General features: G+C 68.3%; 15 protein-coding genes. 10 read left to right on the top strand and 5 right to left on the bottom strand.

The annotated features are described in order from the left end of the window. From ACWGH4_RS16985 to ACWGH4_RS16970, 4 genes are all read left to right on the top strand, one after another. Positions 1-284, top strand: a 284-nt coding sequence (locus tag ACWGH4_RS16985) for an arsenate reductase/protein-tyrosine-phosphatase family protein (protein WP_453461190.1), incomplete at its 5' end; no start/stop codon positions are given. Next, positions 281-1,447, top strand: a complete 1,167-nt coding sequence (locus ACWGH4_RS16980) for a cystathionine gamma-lyase (protein ID WP_453461187.1) — start codon at positions 281-283, stop codon at positions 1,445-1,447. The genes ACWGH4_RS16985 and ACWGH4_RS16980, both read left to right, overlap by 4 nt. 191 nt (positions 1,448-1,638) lie before the next feature. Further along, positions 1,639-2,529 carry a LysR family transcriptional regulator gene (locus ACWGH4_RS16975; RefSeq protein ID WP_453461184.1) on the top strand — a complete coding sequence of 297 codons (891 nt, stop codon included), beginning with the start codon at positions 1,639-1,641 and terminating at the stop codon, positions 2,527-2,529. A gap of 61 nt (positions 2,530-2,590) precedes the next feature. After that, entirely contained in the window at positions 2,591-3,070 is a 480-nt protein-coding gene (locus tag ACWGH4_RS16970; RefSeq protein ID WP_453461181.1) for an NUDIX domain-containing protein, read from the top strand. A 14-nt stretch (positions 3,071-3,084) separates the two neighbouring features. Here ACWGH4_RS16970 and ACWGH4_RS16965 read toward each other — a convergent pair whose 3' ends face one another. Next, positions 3,085-3,726 carry an HAD family hydrolase gene (locus ACWGH4_RS16965; protein ID WP_453461178.1) on the bottom strand — a complete coding sequence of 214 codons (642 nt, stop codon included), beginning with the start codon at positions 3,724-3,726 and terminating at the stop codon, positions 3,085-3,087. A gap of 77 nt (positions 3,727-3,803) precedes the next feature. On the opposite strand from ACWGH4_RS16965, the gene ACWGH4_RS16960 reads away from it, so the two are divergent. The 3 genes from ACWGH4_RS16960 (at position 3,804) to ACWGH4_RS16950 (ending at position 5,794) form a co-directional block, all read left to right on the top strand. Further along, the gene (locus ACWGH4_RS16960) at positions 3,804-4,349 is read left to right on the top strand and encodes a DUF2269 domain-containing protein (RefSeq protein WP_453461175.1); all 546 of its coding nucleotides are present in this window, start codon (positions 3,804-3,806) and stop codon (positions 4,347-4,349) included. Positions 4,350-4,353: 4 nt separating this feature from the next. Further along, complete coding sequence (locus ACWGH4_RS16955) at positions 4,354-5,208, top strand: GNAT family N-acetyltransferase (RefSeq protein ID WP_453461173.1); 855 nt, start codon at positions 4,354-4,356, stop codon at positions 5,206-5,208. Between the two features lie 118 nt (positions 5,209-5,326). Then, positions 5,327-5,794 (top strand): MarR family winged helix-turn-helix transcriptional regulator, encoded by a 468-nt coding sequence (locus ACWGH4_RS16950; RefSeq protein ID WP_453461170.1) that lies wholly within the window; start codon positions 5,327-5,329, stop codon positions 5,792-5,794. A 113-nt stretch (positions 5,795-5,907) separates the two neighbouring features. On the opposite strand, the gene ACWGH4_RS16945 is transcribed toward ACWGH4_RS16950, so the two are convergent. The 3 genes from ACWGH4_RS16945 to ACWGH4_RS16935 all read right to left on the bottom strand — a co-directional run bounded on the left by ACWGH4_RS16945 (position 5,908) and on the right by ACWGH4_RS16935 (position 10,432). After that, a complete protein-coding gene (locus ACWGH4_RS16945; protein WP_453461168.1) occupies positions 5,908-7,290 on the bottom strand; it encodes a serine hydrolase domain-containing protein in 1,383 nt (460 codons plus the stop codon). 135 nt (positions 7,291-7,425) lie between these two features. Next, on the bottom strand, positions 7,426-9,816 hold the full coding sequence (locus ACWGH4_RS16940; RefSeq protein WP_453461165.1) for an ATP-binding cassette domain-containing protein: 2,391 nt from the start codon (positions 9,814-9,816) through the stop codon (positions 7,426-7,428). A 205-nt stretch (positions 9,817-10,021) separates the two neighbouring features. Then, positions 10,022-10,432: a VOC family protein gene (locus tag ACWGH4_RS16935; protein ID WP_453461162.1), complete on the bottom strand. Its 411-nt coding sequence runs from the start codon at positions 10,430-10,432 to the stop codon at positions 10,022-10,024. 176 nt (positions 10,433-10,608) lie between these two features. On the opposite strand from ACWGH4_RS16935, the gene ACWGH4_RS16930 reads away from it, so the two are divergent. Further along, positions 10,609-11,037 carry a helix-turn-helix transcriptional regulator gene (locus ACWGH4_RS16930; protein WP_453461159.1) on the top strand — a complete coding sequence of 143 codons (429 nt, stop codon included), beginning with the start codon at positions 10,609-10,611 and terminating at the stop codon, positions 11,035-11,037. Positions 11,038-11,046: 9 nt separating this feature from the next. Beyond that, entirely contained in the window at positions 11,047-11,463 is a 417-nt protein-coding gene (locus tag ACWGH4_RS16925) for a VOC family protein (protein ID WP_453461156.1), read from the top strand. 214 nt (positions 11,464-11,677) lie between these two features. Here ACWGH4_RS16925 and dnaB read toward each other — a convergent pair whose 3' ends face one another. Further along, on the bottom strand, positions 11,678-13,156 hold the full coding sequence (gene dnaB, locus ACWGH4_RS16920; RefSeq protein WP_005315032.1) for a replicative DNA helicase: 1,479 nt from the start codon (positions 13,154-13,156) through the stop codon (positions 11,678-11,680). A 439-nt stretch (positions 13,157-13,595) separates the two neighbouring features. Between dnaB and ACWGH4_RS16915 the strand changes: the two genes are divergently transcribed. Beyond that, complete coding sequence (locus ACWGH4_RS16915; protein ID WP_453461153.1) at positions 13,596-14,933, top strand: MATE family efflux transporter; 1,338 nt, start codon at positions 13,596-13,598, stop codon at positions 14,931-14,933. Positions 14,934-15,011: the final 78 nt, after the last annotated feature.

The raw sequence follows: 15,011 nt of genomic DNA, 5'->3' as shown, positions 1-15,011 counted from the left end.
CCGCCCGGCAGTTCCGGGCGGAGTGGTTCGACGGCCTGGATTTGGTCATCGCGCTGGACGAAGGACATCTGAGGGCGCTGCGGAGGCTGGCACCGACGCCGGCGGACGCCGCCAAGGTACGGATGCTGCGCGCGTACGACCCCGCGCAGCCGGAGGACCTCGACGTCCCCGACCCTTACTACGGCGGCATGGACGGTTTCGAGGACTGCCTGGAGATGGTGGAGGCGGCGGGCAAGGGACTGCTCGACGTCGTGAGAACTGCACTTGAGGAGCGAGCGGCATGACAGGCACGACCCAGGGGGACGGCACCACGGCGGTACGGGCGGGGCTGCCCGAACCGGTGAAGTACGAACCGACCCTGCCCGGGCCCGTCTTCGCGGCTCACTTCCATCTGCCCGGTGAGCCGACGGGCCCCTACACCTACGGCCGCGACGAGAACCCGACCTGGACCCATCTGGAGCGGGCCATCGGTGAGCTCGAGGCGCCCGGAGAGGCCGTCGAGACCGTCACCTTCGCCTCCGGCATGGCGGCGATCTCCGCCGTGCTCATGTCGCAGCTGAAGGCGGGGGACGCCGTCGTCATGCCCGACGACGGCTATCAGGCCCTGCCTCTGGTGCACGAGCAGCTGCGCGCGTTCGGCATCGAGGTACGCACGGCGCCGACCGGCGGCGACGCGCAGTCCGCACTGCTGGAAGGGGCGCGCCTGCTGTGGATCGAGACGCCCTCCAACCCGGGACTCGACGTGTGCGACGTGCGGCGGCTCGCCGATCTCGCCCGTGCGACAGGCGCGCTCGTCGCCGTGGACAACACACTGGCCACCCCCCTCGGACAGCGTCCGCTCGAGCTGGGCGCCGACTTCTCCGTGGCCAGCGACACCAAGGGCATGACCGGCCACGGAGACATCCTGCTCGGACACGTGACCTGCCGCGATCCGCAGCTCGCGGCCGGGGTGCGGCGCTGGCGCAAGATCGTCGGGGCGATCCCGGGACCGATGGAGGCCTGGCTCGCGCACCGGTCGCTCGCCACACTGCAACTGCGCGCGGACCGGCAGAGCGCGAACGCGCTGGCCGTCGCGCGGGCGTTGAGCGGCCGCGCCGAGGTCAGCGGTCTGCGTCATCCCGGACTGCCGGACGACCCCTCGCACAAGATCGCCGCGCGGCAGATGCGGCGCTTCGGATGCGTCGTCTCCTTCAACCTGCCCGACCGCGCCCACGCGGAGCGCTTCCTCGACGGTCTGCGCCTGGTCGACGACGCCACCAGCTTCGGCGGGGTGCGCTCGACCGCCGAACGCCGAGGCCGGTGGGGCGGTGACGCCGTACCCGAGGGCTTCATCCGCTTCTCCGCCGGCGCCGAGGACGGCGACGACCTGGTGGCGGACGTGCTGCGGGCACTGGACGAGGCGGCCGCTGCGGCAGGGGACGTGCCCCCGTCCACGCACACCGGCTGAGCCTGGTGAACGGGCGGTCCGAGCCTCCCCCCTCATGGCTCGGACCGCCCTCGGCTCCTGCGCGCGAAGAACCGTGCCGACAAGGCTAGTTGACTCAGCGTCAGTGTCCAATCACGCTAGCGACAGAGACCTATCGACTTATTTATAGTTGACCGGGTTCGGGGGCAACGTCGGATCGGGAAGGGCATGGCATGGATCTGGCCCTACTGCGCACATTCGTCACAGTGCACCGGGCCGGGTCGTTCACACGCGCCGCCGCACTGCTCGGACTCTCCCAGCCCGCGGTCACCGGTCAGATCCGCACACTGGAGCGGCAGCTCGGCCGGCCGCTCTTCCTTCGACAGGCGCGCGGCGTCACTCCGACCACCATCGGGGACGAACTCGCACACCGCGCGGCACCGCATCTGGACGCCCTGCTCGAGATAGCCGAAGTAGGTCTCGACACCGAGACCGGCATCCGCACGGTCCATCTCGCCGGGCCGCCCGAGTTCACCTCCGCGCGCGCACTTCCCGCGCTCACGCCCCTGATCGGACAGGGATTCACCCTGCGCGCCTCCTTCGGGAACGCGGAGGAGGCCCTCGAAGGGCTCGCCGCGGGCCACCACGACCTCGCCGTCGCCACCGCCCGGCCCCGTGGCCGGCTCCTCACCGCCACGCCGCTGTGCGACGAGGAGCACGTCCTCGTTGCGGCGCCCCGCTGGGCGGTCCACCTGGGGCCCTCTGTGTTACGCAAGGGCCATGTCGTCCTCGAACAGCTCCCTGTGGTCGAGGTCCATGAGTCCCTGCCGTTCGTCTCGAGGTACTGGCACTCCGTCTTCGATTCACGGCCGGCCGCAGCAGGCACCGTCATAGCGCCCGATCTGAGGGCCGCCCTGGAAGCGACCGCATCGGGGGCCGGGCTCGCCGTACTACCGCGCTACCTGTGCGAGGACGCCCTCGAACGCGGTCGCATCGTCGCTCTCCTCGAACCACCCGTGCCCCCTCTGCGCACGTACTTCCTGGTGATACGCACCGGCACCCTCGCCCATCCCCATATCGCCCGGGCGCACGAAGCTTTGTTGCGCGCCGCGGCCGAGTGGTGAACACACGGCGCAGAACGCCCACAGGAGTTTCAAGAGCGAAGACATGGGCCACTCTCTTGCCATGACCGAACGACCAGTGGTCAAGCGCACCGCACGCGCCATCCTGCTCGACGGGAACGACCTCATCCTGATCAAGCGGACCAAGCCCGGCGTGGATCCCTACTGGCTCACGCCCGGCGGCGGGGTCGAGCCCGAAGACGCCACCGTCGTCGACGCCCTCCACCGGGAGGTCGACGAGGAGCTCGGCGCCAAGATCACCGACGTCGTTCCCTGCTTCGTCGACACGGTCGAGCACATCGCCGACGGCGGCGTGACGGGGGTGAAGGTGCAGCACTTCTTCGTCTGCCGCCTGGAATCCATGGACCCCTCCTTGCGGCACGGCCCAGAGGTCGACGAACCCTGCGGAGGGTACGAGATCGTGCGCGTGCCGTTCAGCCGCGTCGGAATCGCCGCCGTCCATCTGGTGCCGCTGTCACTGCGGCATTATCTGGACGGCAACATCGAAGGCGTCAGGGCCATGCACGCACCCGACCTCGGCTGATCCTCCGGATCGAACTATCCGGCGGACCACACCAGTTCATACGCCTCACGGAGATCGCTTCCCACATAGGTGTGGCTGGCCAGTCCGGCGACGTGGTGGTCGGAGTTCACGGCCACCGCCGTGGGCACCGCCGCGAAGATTGCGGCATCCGACAGGGAATCCCCGTAGGCGACGCAGTCCTCCAGCCCCAGTCCGAAACCTGTGCAGAGCCGGCCGGCGATCTCCACCTTCGCGGCCGCACTGAGAATGCCTGCCGGATCCACGGGCTGGGTGAAGGGAACGTCGGGGAATCGTGATCCATGGGCCGCGTGGGCGCCCCAGTCCAGCAGCCGCTCCACGAAGAACGACGGCGACAGGGAGATCACAGCGCAGTAGTCACCACGCGACCGGATCTGGCTCCACACCTCCCGGATGCCCGTCAGCCAAGGAGCGGATTCGAAGGCAGCCGCCACATGCGCCTCGGTGAGATCCGTCCACAGGGCGTGGACCCGCACCGCGTACTCGGGCGGGCCGATCCTGCCTGCGATCAGGTCCCGCTCCACCTCACCGATCTCCTCCAGCAAGCCGAGCTGGCGTGATATCTCGACCGGGGCCGCCGAGCCGCGGATCAGGGTGCCGTCCAGATCGAAGATGTGAAGCCTTGGCCGTCTGCTCATGTACGCCGAGGTTAGTACCCGTGATTACTCCCGCTGTCAGACGCAGCAGGACCATGGCGACAGGCACCGTGTTTCACGTGAAACCACTCAAGCGTCCTGTTCGCCGGACCACACTCGTCGTCCATGTCGCCGCGTCGGCCGGCTGGCTCGGTCTCACTCTCGGTCTGCTGGCCCTTGCGCTCGCGGCGTACACCTCGGAATCCGCTTCCATGGCCGAAGCGTCGTATCGATCGATGGAGGTCTTCACCGACTGGCTGGTGCTGCCCTTGGCGCTGCTCACCCTGACCAGTGGCCTCGTGCTGTCACTGGGCACGCCGTGGGGACTGGCGCGCCATCGATGGGTGTTCATCAAGTTCTGGCTCACCCTCGCGACCACCACCGCGTCCGTCCTCGTGCTCCGCCCCGGGGTCGACAAGGCAGCCGAAACAGTGGCCTCGGGCGGTGCTGTCGCGGAACCTCGCGACCTTCTGATGGGGCCGACGGTCTCCCTGACCGCCTATGTGTTCATGACCGTCATCTCGGTCCTCAAGCCGTGGGGTCCCACTCGGCGCGGCCGCCGGCTCCGCGTCTCGACCAGTTCACGAAAAGTGGTGGACGAACGATCAACGCGTCAGACAGCCTGACCTGATGCAGACACCGCTGTCCGAACTCCCCATCAGGCGTCTCACCAAGGACGACTTGGCCGCGTGTGCCGATCTCTCCGAGGACCGCGGATGGCCGCGGGAGGAGCACAAGTGGGGTCTGCTCCTCACAGCAGGCACGGGATACGGCATCGATGATCCCGACGGCAAGGGCCTGGTGACCTCCTGCATCGTCACGCACTACGGCACGGGCCTCGCCGCCGTCGGCATGGTGCTGGTCGCTGAGCGGTACTCCCGCCAGGGCATCGGGCGCCGCCTGATGAAGCACGTGCTTCAGGACATGGGCAGCATCCCGCTCACCCTCCATGCCACGCCCTACGGACAGCCGCTCTACGAAGAACTGGGTTTCACCACGACCGGCCGCGCCGAGATGGTCCGGGGCCGCTTCACCGCCTCGGGCCCACGACCGCAGGTGTCGACCCGCCCTGCGACCGCCGAGGACCTGGCCGCGGTGGTGCGTCTGGACACCGAGGTCTTCGGCCTCGACCGCACCCACATGATCACGCGGCTTCCCTCGTTCGCCGACCAGCTCCGCATAGCGGAGGAGGACGGCAGACTGACGGGTTACGCGGCGGCCTGGCCGAACATGGACACCCATGTCATCGGCCCTCTGATCGCCCGGGACACGGAGACCGCGAAGGCTCTGATCTCCTCACTGGCCGACGGAACGGACCGGCCGCTGCGCACCGACATCGACGTGCGCCACAAGGACCTTCTCGACTGGGTGAAGGAGCGGGGCCTGGAGCCGATCGCCTTCAACGCCGTGATGACCCTCGGCACAGCGGACCTCCCGGGAGACTGGACCCGCCGTTTCGCTCCACTGACGGTCGCGGCAGGCTAGTCGGACACGACGGAGCCCGACGGCGCATAGTTGCACGCGCCTTAAGATTGCATACGCGGTCTATTGCGGTTATGGCCTACCCTTATGGTAAGCCGCTCCGGTACCGAGGAGGAGACAGATGACAGCGACCGACCCCGCCCTTACCGCCCTCGCGCAGGGGTGGTGCGCTCTCTCGCTGCTCCATGGCCGTATCGAGACCCACATCGGGCGGGCACTCGAGACGAAGCACAACCTCAGCGTCCGCGAGTACTCCCTCCTCGACGTTCTCAGCCGTCAGCACAGCGGCGAAGGCGGCCATCTCCAGATGAAGCAGGTCGCCGACGCCGTCGTTCTCAGCCAGAGCGCCACCACCCGGCTGGTCACCCGACTCGAGGACCGCGGACTTCTGGCTCGCTACCTCTGCCCTACCGACCGCCGGGGCATCTACACCGACGTCAGTGAAGCGGGCCTGCAACTGCTGGCGGAAGCCCGGCCCACCAACGATGCGGCACTTCGCGAGGCACTCGACGAGGCAGCGAAAGACCCGGAGCTCGCCCCGCTGGTCAGAGCCGTCGAGGAGCTCAAGGCGCCGACCGTCGCGGCATAGACCTGGCGGGCGAAAGCTCGGACGACTGCTGGTGTCCGCGCCCCGTACGATCGGGCGACGTTTCACGTGAAACTCCACGGATGTCCGGTTTAACGTGAAACGTCATATGCGGTTCAGAACCGGAATCCTCGCCAGCCCTCGGGGTCCACACCCCCGGGAACAGCGTCGCCGGGCTCGTAAGGTTCCCGAGTGAAGGCGAATGAGCCCAGATCCAGGTGGCTCACCGAACCGTCGCCTCGACGCACCACCTGCAGCGTCTCTCCCGCGTAGTAACCATCCAGACCGACCCACGTCCCGTCGGCGCCGGCCAAAAAGCGCGAGCGGCGGCCCCCTCCGCGCAGCGGCTCCAGCTCCACGCCCCGATCCGCGACAAGGCGCAGGACATAGGCAGAGGTCCCCCAGTACCAGGGGCCGGTCAGCCCCAGCAGCTCTTGGTCGACCTCGGGCAGCGGGCGCCACGGCTCAGGAATCTTCGGCTCGGCGTCGGCGACGATGCGCACCAGGTCTGCGGCAACCGTCGCCGCCGGCAGCCCGGAGGTGGCATTGGCCAGCGCCACGGCAGCGACGCCGTCGTCCACGCTCACCCACAGTCCCGCGACGAACCCGGGCAACGAGCCGGAATGACCGACGAGAGTCCGCCCCTCCTGCCGCACGATCTGGAGTCCCAGCCCATAGGTGCCGTTCCACTCCTCCGCCTCCAGCGGCACGGACGGCACCCGCATCTCCCGCACGGACTCAGCAGCAAGCACCCGCTCGTCCCCCTCGGCAAGGAATGCGGCGAACCGGCACAGGTCGGCAGGGGTGGACCAGAGCTGCCCGGCAGGGGCCATGAGCCCGAGGTCCTCGACAGGCTCGGAAAGCATCACGTCCGCCCATGGGTGCACGGCCCATCCGCCGGCATGCGGAGCCTGCGGCTGTGCACTCGTCCGCTCCAGTCCCAGAGGTTCGAGGATCTCCCGCCTCAGCGCCTCCTCCCATGACATCCCTCGGACCGCTTCGACCAGCGATCCCAGCAAGGTGTAGCCAGGGTTGGAGTAGTGGTGCCGCCGGCCGGCGGGGTGCATCCCCGTCCCCTCACCGAGCACGTCGGAGAGCTGGGGGCGCATGGAACCAGGGGTCCGCTCCCACCACGGAGGCGGCGTCTCAGCGCTGAGGCCGGCAGTGTGCCCCAGCAATTGGGCAATGGTCACCTCACCCACCCCCGTGCCGGGCAGATGTTTCTCCAGCGGGTCGTCGAGACCGAGCAGCCCCTCGTCCCGCAGCCGCATCACAAGGACCGCGGTGAACGTCTTGGTGATGGAACCGATGCGGTACTGGGTGTCCGCGTCCGGCGCATGCCCGTCGACGGACGTACGGGATCCCGTCCACACCAGGTGCCCGTGACGTTGCACCGCGGCGGCGAGCGACGGTGCGCGCCCTTCGCTCTGGGCTACGGCGATGCGGTGCACAAGGGAACGCCGGGTACTCGGCAGCAGTTCTTCCATGGCTGAAGTCATGGATCAGGTCTATCGGTGCCGTCCACCCGCGTCGACCGCATTACCGGTGAGACGGGGACTGATCGGCGACACGGGGACGAGGTCGTCGAGCGGTCTGTCGAGCGACCTCGTCCCACCGTGTCCGCGAAGCCGCGGTCAGCTGCCGACGTAGGCCGCGAGGTGCTCACCGGTGAGGGTGGAACGCGCGGCGACGAGGTCGGCCGGTGTGCCCTCGAAGACGATCCGGCCGCCGTCGTGACCGGCGCCGGGACCGAGATCGATGATCCAGTCGGCGTGCGCCATCACGGCCTGGTGGTGCTCGATGACGATGACCGACTTGCCGGAGTCGACGAGTCGGTCGAGCAGACCGAGCAGTTGCTCGACGTCGGCGAGGTGGAGGCCGGTGGTCGGTTCGTCGAGGACGTAGACGCCGCCCTTCTCTGCCATGTGTGTGGCCAGCTTGAGCCGCTGACGCTCACCGCCGGACAGCGTGGTGAGCGGCTGCCCCAGGGTCAGGTAGCCGAGGCCGACGTCGGCGAGCCGCTCGAGGATCTTGTGCGCGGGAGGCGTGTGCGCCTCGCCGGCGCCGAAGAAGTCCTTCGCCTCTGTCACCGACATCGCCAGGACCTCGCTGATGTCGCGGCCGCCGAGGTGGTACTCCAGCACCGAGGCCTGGAACCGCTTGCCCTCGCACTCCTCGCAGGGTGTGGCGACGCCGGCCATCATCGCCAGGTCGATGTAGGTGACGCCGGCGCCGTTGCAGTTCGGGCAAGCGCCCTCGGAGTTGGCGCTGAACAGCGCCGGCTTCACGCCGTTGGTTTTCGCGAAGGCCTTGCGGATCGGGTCGAGCAGCCCGGTGTACGTGGCCGGGTTGCTCCGCCGCGAGCCACGGATCGCGCCCTGATCCACCGACACCACATCCTCGCCGACCGGAATCGACCCGTGCAGGAGCGAGCTCTTGCCGGAACCGGCGACGCCCGTGACGACGGCCAGCACGCCGAGCGGGATGTCGACGTCGACGTTACGCAGATTGTTCGCCGTCGCGCCGCGGATCTCCAGCTTGCCGGTGGGCTTCCGCACCGTCTCCTTGAGAGCCGCACGGTCGTCGAGATGGCGGCCGGTGATGGTGTCACCGGCCCGCAGCCCCTCGACGGTGCCCTCGAAGCAGACGGTGCCGCCCGCCGTACCGGCGCCGGGACCAAGGTCGACCACGTGGTCGGCGATCGCGATCGTCTCCGGCTTGTGCTCCACGACGAGCACCGTGTTGCCCTTGTCCCGGAGCCGCAGCAGCAGGTCGTTCATCCGCTGGATGTCATGGGGGTGCAGGCCGATGGTCGGCTCGTCGAAGACGTAGGTGACGTCGGTGAGAGAGGAACCGAGGTGGCGGATCATCTTGACGCGCTGCGCCTCGCCGCCCGACAGCGTGCCCGACGGCCGGTCCAGCGAAAGGTATCCCAGCCCGATCTCCACGAACGAGTCGAGGGTTCCGCCCAGCGTCGTCAGCAACGGCGCCACAGACGGCTCGTTGAGGCCGCGGACCCATGCGGCCAGGTCGCTGATCTGCATCACGCAGGCATCGGCAATACTGATCCCCTTGATCTTCGACGACCGGGCCCCCTCACTGAGCCGGGTCCCGTCGCACTCCGGGCAGGTGGTGAAGGTGACCGCACGCTCCACGAACGCCCGGATGTGCGGCTGCATCGCCTCCTTGTCCTTGGACAGGAACGACTTCTGGATCTTGGGGATCAGCCCCTCGTAAGTGAGGTTCACTCCTTCGACCTTCACCTTGGTCGGCTCCCGGTAGAGGAAGTCCTGCATCTCCTTCTTGGTGAACTTCCGGATCGGCTTGTCCGGATCGAGGAAGCCCGACTCGGCGTACAGCCGCACGGTCCAGAAGCTGTCCGACTTCCAGCCGGGGATGGTGAACGCGCCCTCGGCGATCGACTTGGAGTCGTCGTAGAGCTGGGTGAGGTCGATGTCAGAGACCGAGCCCCTGCCTTCGCAGCGCTCGCACATGCCGCCGGTGCGCGTGAAGGTCGCCTTCACCGCCTTCTTGGCACCGCGCTCGACGGTGATCGCACCGCTCGCCCGGACCGATGGGACGTTGAACGCGTAGGCGCTGGGCGGGCCGATGTGCGGCTGCCCGAGCCTGCTGAAGAGGATGCGCAGCATCGCGTTGGCGTCCGTGGCGGTGCCCACCGTGGAGCGGGGGTCGGCCCCCAGCCGCTGCTGGTCGACAGTGATCACGGTCGTCAGCCCGTCGAGTACGTCGACCTCGGGGCGGGCCAGCGTCGGCATGAAGCCCTGGACGAAGGCACTGTAGGTCTCGTTGATCATCCGCTGCGATTCGGCGGCGATCGTGTTGAACACGAGCGAGCTCTTGCCCGAGCCGGAGACACCGGTGAACACCGTCAGACGGCGCTTGGGGATCTCGATGCTGACGTCCTTGAGGTTGTTCTCGCGCGCGCCGTGCACCCGGATTAGATCGTGGCTGTCGGCAACGTGCAGCGCAGGCGATCGCGTGTCCGTCCTCGTGGCCTTGCTCATCGTGTCTCCATCTGTTGGGCGGGCCGCCTTCGCGGTCCCCGTCGGCGTCGCCTGCTCGGCTCGAGCAGTATGTCTGTTTCTCCTTCGCCGGCGCGGCCGAGTCGACGATCCTCGGTACCGCAGGCCTCCAGGGGTGCCACCGGCGTCGTGCGCGGCCTCTCACCGCCCCGTCCGTGCGAGGCCATGACGGCGATCGCCGGTCGGCTCAGCGGAGCTCGTTGATACGGATCAGGTTGCCGGCGGGGTCGCGGAACGCGCAGTCGCGGATGCCGTACGGCTGCTCGGTCGGCTCCTGAACAACCTCGGCACCGCCGGCCCGCACCTTCTCGAAGGTGCGGTCGAGGTCGGCGGCGGCCAGGGTGATGCGGCCGTAGCTGCCCTTGGCCATCATCTCGGCGATGGCGCGGCGCTCGTCGTCGGTGGTGTTCGGGTCGGCGGCCGGAGGCTCCAGGACGATGGACGTCCCCGGCTGGTCGGCAGGGCCGACCGTGATCCAGCGCATGTCGCCGTAACCGACGTCGTTGCGAACCTCGAAGCCGAGAGTGTCGCGGTAGAACGCCAGGGAGGCGTCCGGGTCGTTGTGCGGAAGGAAGGCCCAGTGAATGCTGATGTCCATGGCGATGACGCTAGTAAGGGGGCAACGGCCCGCGCTTCTCGATTCCTGATCGATCCGGTCGCCGCTCCGGCCGCCACCTGTTCTCCCGCTCCGGCCCCGCTGTTTTCTCCTGCTCCGCTCCGCGCATCGTCCCCGTTTCCCCGTCGCCGGCCGCAGTGCTGTGGGAAAATGCCCAAGTGAGACGGCAGGATCTCGACGACCTCGTACGCCTGCGGCGGGCCCGCGACCGGATGGACCGCGACTACGCCGAGCCGCTCGACGTCCCCGCGCTCGCACATGACGCCCTGATGTCGCCGGGGCATTTCTCCCGCAGCTTCCGCGCCGCTTACGGCGAGACCCCGTACAGCTACCTGATGACACGCCGCATCGAGCGCGCCAAGGCACTGCTGCGCCGCGGCGACCTCACAGTGACCGAGGTCTGCTTCGCGGTCGGCTGTTCGTCGCTCGGGTCATTCAGCTCGCGCTTCACCGAGCTGGTCGGCGAGACCCCGAGCGCCTACCGGGCCCGCAACCACGAACAGGGCGCCGCCATCCCGGCATGCATGGCCAAGATCCACACTCGGCCGGTCAGGAACGGAGAAGCGAACCACGCCGCCCGGCCGTAGCGTGACGGCATGGACATCAGGCTTTCCCAATGCTTCATCGCCGTCGACGACCACGACAAGGCAATCGCCTTCTACCGCGACGTGCTCGGCCTCGAGGTACGCAACGACGTGGGGTTCGAGGGGATGCGCTGGGTGACCGTCGGCGCGCCCTCTCAACCGGACGTGAACATCGTCCTGGAGCCGCCCGTCGCCGATCCGAACGCCTCACCAGCCGACAAGGAGGCCATGGCGGAGTTGATGGCCAAGGGCCTGCTGCGCGGCGTCATCTTCGCGACGGACGACTGCGACGCCACCTTCGAGCGCATCAGCGCCGCGGGCGGCGAAGTGTTGCAGGAGCCGATGGACCAGCCCTACGGCGTTCGCGACTGCGGATTCCGCGACCCTGCCGGCAACCTGTTGCGCTTCACCCAGCCCCTCGGGAAGTGAGCCCCTGACGGGCCGGTCGGCGTCACGGCCCTCCGACTCCCCCGGAGCCGCCGGCGCCCCCTGCTAGGCCTCCGGCCTCACCAGTGCGCCCGCGGCCTCCGCCCCGTACCAGGGCCGGAGTTGCAGGTACCGCTCGCCGTCGGCCGTCATGTGCCGGGACGCTACCTCAGCGCGCCGGCACCAACCGCCGTCTTCTCCCGCTGCCTTCAACCGATCAGGTCTGCGCCATGTCAACGAACCGCGAGTAGTGGCCCTGGAAGGCCACGGTGATCGTCGCAGTGGGGCCGTTACGGTGCTTGGCCACGATCAGGTCCGCCTCGCCCGCGCGGGGGGACTCCTTCTCGTAGGCGTCCTCACGGTGCAGAAGGATGACCATGTCCGCGTCCTGCTCGATCGAGCCGGATTCACGGAGGTCGGACACCATCGGCTTCTTGTCCGTGCGCTGCTCGGGGCCACGGTTCAGCTGGGAGAGCGCGATCACGGGAACCTCGAGCTCCTTCGCGAGGAGCTTGAGGTTACGGGACATGTCGGAGACTTCCTGCTGACGGCTCTCCGCCCGCTTCGAGCCGCCCGACTGCATCAGCTGCAGGTAGTCGATGACGACGAGTTTGAGGTCGTTCCGCTGCTTCAGCCGACGGCACTTCGCACGGATCTCCATCATCGAGAGGTTCGGTGAGTCGTCGATGTAGAGCGGCGCCTGCGACACGTCCGGCATTCTCCGGGCCAGCCGCGTCCAGTCCTCGTCCGTCATCGTGCCCGACCGCATGTGGTGCAGGGCCACTCTGGCCTCCGCGGACAGCAGTCGCATCGCGATCTCGTTGCGGCCCATTTCGAGCGAGAAGATCACGCTGGGCAGGTTGTTCTTGATCGAGGCGGCCCGCGCGAAGTCGAGCGCCAGGGTCGACTTACCCATCGCGGGACGCGCGGCGATCACGATCATCTGGCCGGGGTGCAGGCCGTTGGTCAGGGAGTCGAAGTCGGTGAAGCCCGTCGGCACACCGGTCATCTCGCCGCTGCGGGAACCGATCGCCTCGATCTCGTCGAGCGCGCCCTCCATGATGTCGCCGAGCGGAAGGTAGTCCTCGCTCGTGCGCTGCTCGGTGACGGCATAGATCTCTGCCTGGGCGGAGTTCACGATCTCGTCGACGTCACCGTCGGCGGCGTAACCCATCTGCGTGATCTTGGTGCCGGCTTCCACCAGCCTGCGCAGCACGGCCCGCTCGTGGACGATTTCCGCGTAGTACGAGGCGTTGGCCGCCGTCGGAACCGACTGGACCAGCGTGTGGAGGTACGGGGCACCGCCGACCCGGGTGATCTCGCCCCGCTTGACCAGCTCGGCCGCCACGGTGATGGGGTCGGCCGGCTCGCCCTTGGCGTACAGGTCGAGGATGGCCTGGTAGACCGTCTCGTGGGCCGGCCGATAGAAGTCGTGGCCCTTGATGATCTCGACGACGTCGGCGATCGCGTCCTTGGACAGCAGCATGCCGCCGAGAACCGACTGCTCGGCGTCCAGGTCCTGCGGCGGGACGCGCTCGAATCCGGGGGAGCCCCCGTCCCAGCCACCGCTCTCCCTGCCGCGGTCGTGCTGGTCCTCACGACCGCGCCCCTCATGGCGCCGCTGACGGGAGGCGGGGAGACGGTCCCCCGGACTGTCGGCCGCCCACGGGTCGTCCAAGGGCTCGGAAATGCTCACCCGGGCCACCTCCTCCCGTCCGCTCCACGGACCTACGCCATGGCAGTCTTTTCTATGCCACGGCACTGACAGATCGAGTCGCCGGACTCCGTTTGAAGCAGGGGCTTCCGCACGTCGGGCGACGGTCCACGGTAGGCCCGGCGGGAGCCGCAGCCAATCTGGTTATCCACAGGCCCTGTGGACGAAGGATCAGATGCTGTGGAGAACTCTCCGCAACCTGTGCACGGACCGGGGGACAGCACTGTGGAAAAGTTCACGTCCTCCCCCTCTTAGCCCCTCTCACCTGGGGTTATCGCATCCACCGCCTGTGGGGGAGAAAAACTTTCCTCGCCGGATCAAGATCAGAACAAACGGCGCCCGAACCGAGGAGCAGCACCCTCCAGAGTAAGGACTGCTAACTGCTTGCATCACTTACCTGTGGAAGATTAGATTGGCGCCCATGACACAGCTACCGGCAGGGCCGAAGGAACGTCTGCGGCGGCACGATCGGGAGATCATCGCGCTCGCCGTTCCCGCCTTCGGCGCCCTTGTCGCCGAGCCGCTGTTCGTCATGGTCGACAGCGCCATCGTCGGCCATCTCGGTACCCCGCAACTGGCGGGCCTCGGCGTCGCGGCTGCCCTGTTGATGACGGCAGTGAGCGTCTTCGTCTTTCTGGCCTATGCGACCACGGCCGCGGTTGCGCGCCGCGTCGGAGCGGGAGACCTGCAGTCGGCGATCCGGCAGGGAATGGACGGCATCTGGCTGGCACTGGCTCTCGGTGTCGCCGTGATCGCGGTCACTCTTCCCGCGGCCCCATGGCTGGTGGAGGTTTTCGGAGCTTCCGATACCGCCGCGCCTCACGCGATCACATATCTGCGCATCTCCAGTCTCGGCATCCCCGCCATGCTGATCGTCCTCGCGGCCACCGGAGTGCTGCGGGGTCTCCAGGACACTCGTACCCCTCTCTATGTCGCGGTCGGCGGCTTCGCCGCCAACGCGGGGCTCAACGCCGGACTGGTCTACGGAGCCGGCTTCGGTATCGCCGGATCGGCCTGGGGCACCGTGATCGCACAGTGCGGAATGGCGGCCGCATACCTGGTCGTCGTCGTCCGAGGAGCACGTAAGCACGGTTCCTCGCTCCGGCCCGACGCGGCGGGGATCCGGGCGAGCGCCCAGGCGGGGGTACCGCTGCTCGTGCGTACGCTCTCCCTGCGAGCGGTCCTCATGATCGCCACTGCCGTGGCGGCCAGGCTGGGTGACACGGACATCGCCGCTCACCAGATCGTGCTGTCCCTCTGGAGTCTGACGGCCTTCGCGCTGGACGCGATCGCTATTGCCGGACAGGCCATCATCGGCCGCTATCTGGGAGCCGGTGACGCGGAGGGCGCCAAACAGGCCTGCCGGCGGATGGTGCAGTGGGGAGTGGTCTCGGGTGTGGTGCTCGGGATCCTGATCGTGGCCGCCCGGCCCCTCTTCGTCCCCCTGTTCACTGGTGATCAGGCTGTCCGCGACACGCTGCTCCCCGCGCTGCTGGTCGTCGCGGTGTCCCAGCCGATCGCCGGTGTGGTGTTCGTGCTGGACGGTGTCCTGATGGGCGCCGGTGACGGCCCCTATCTGGCAGCGGCCATGCTGCTCACCCTGGCTGTGTTCGCCCCGGTCGCCCTGCTGGTTCCCGCTCTCGGAGGTGGACTGACCACTCTGTGGTGGGCGATGACCTTGATGATGACCGTCCGGTTGATGACCCTGTGGTGGAGGGCACGTTCCGGCCGGTGGATCGTGACGGGGGCGGCGCGCTGAACGCCGTTTCACGTGAAACGGCGCCACCATGAAGGACCCGCCACCGCACAGACGGCGAAAGGGCCGCACCCGATGGGG

This window comes from Streptomyces sp. NPDC054847 (assembly GCF_053610925.1).
Note: the sequence above shows the minus strand (reverse complement) of the source record. Positions and strands in the feature narration are given on the sequence as shown.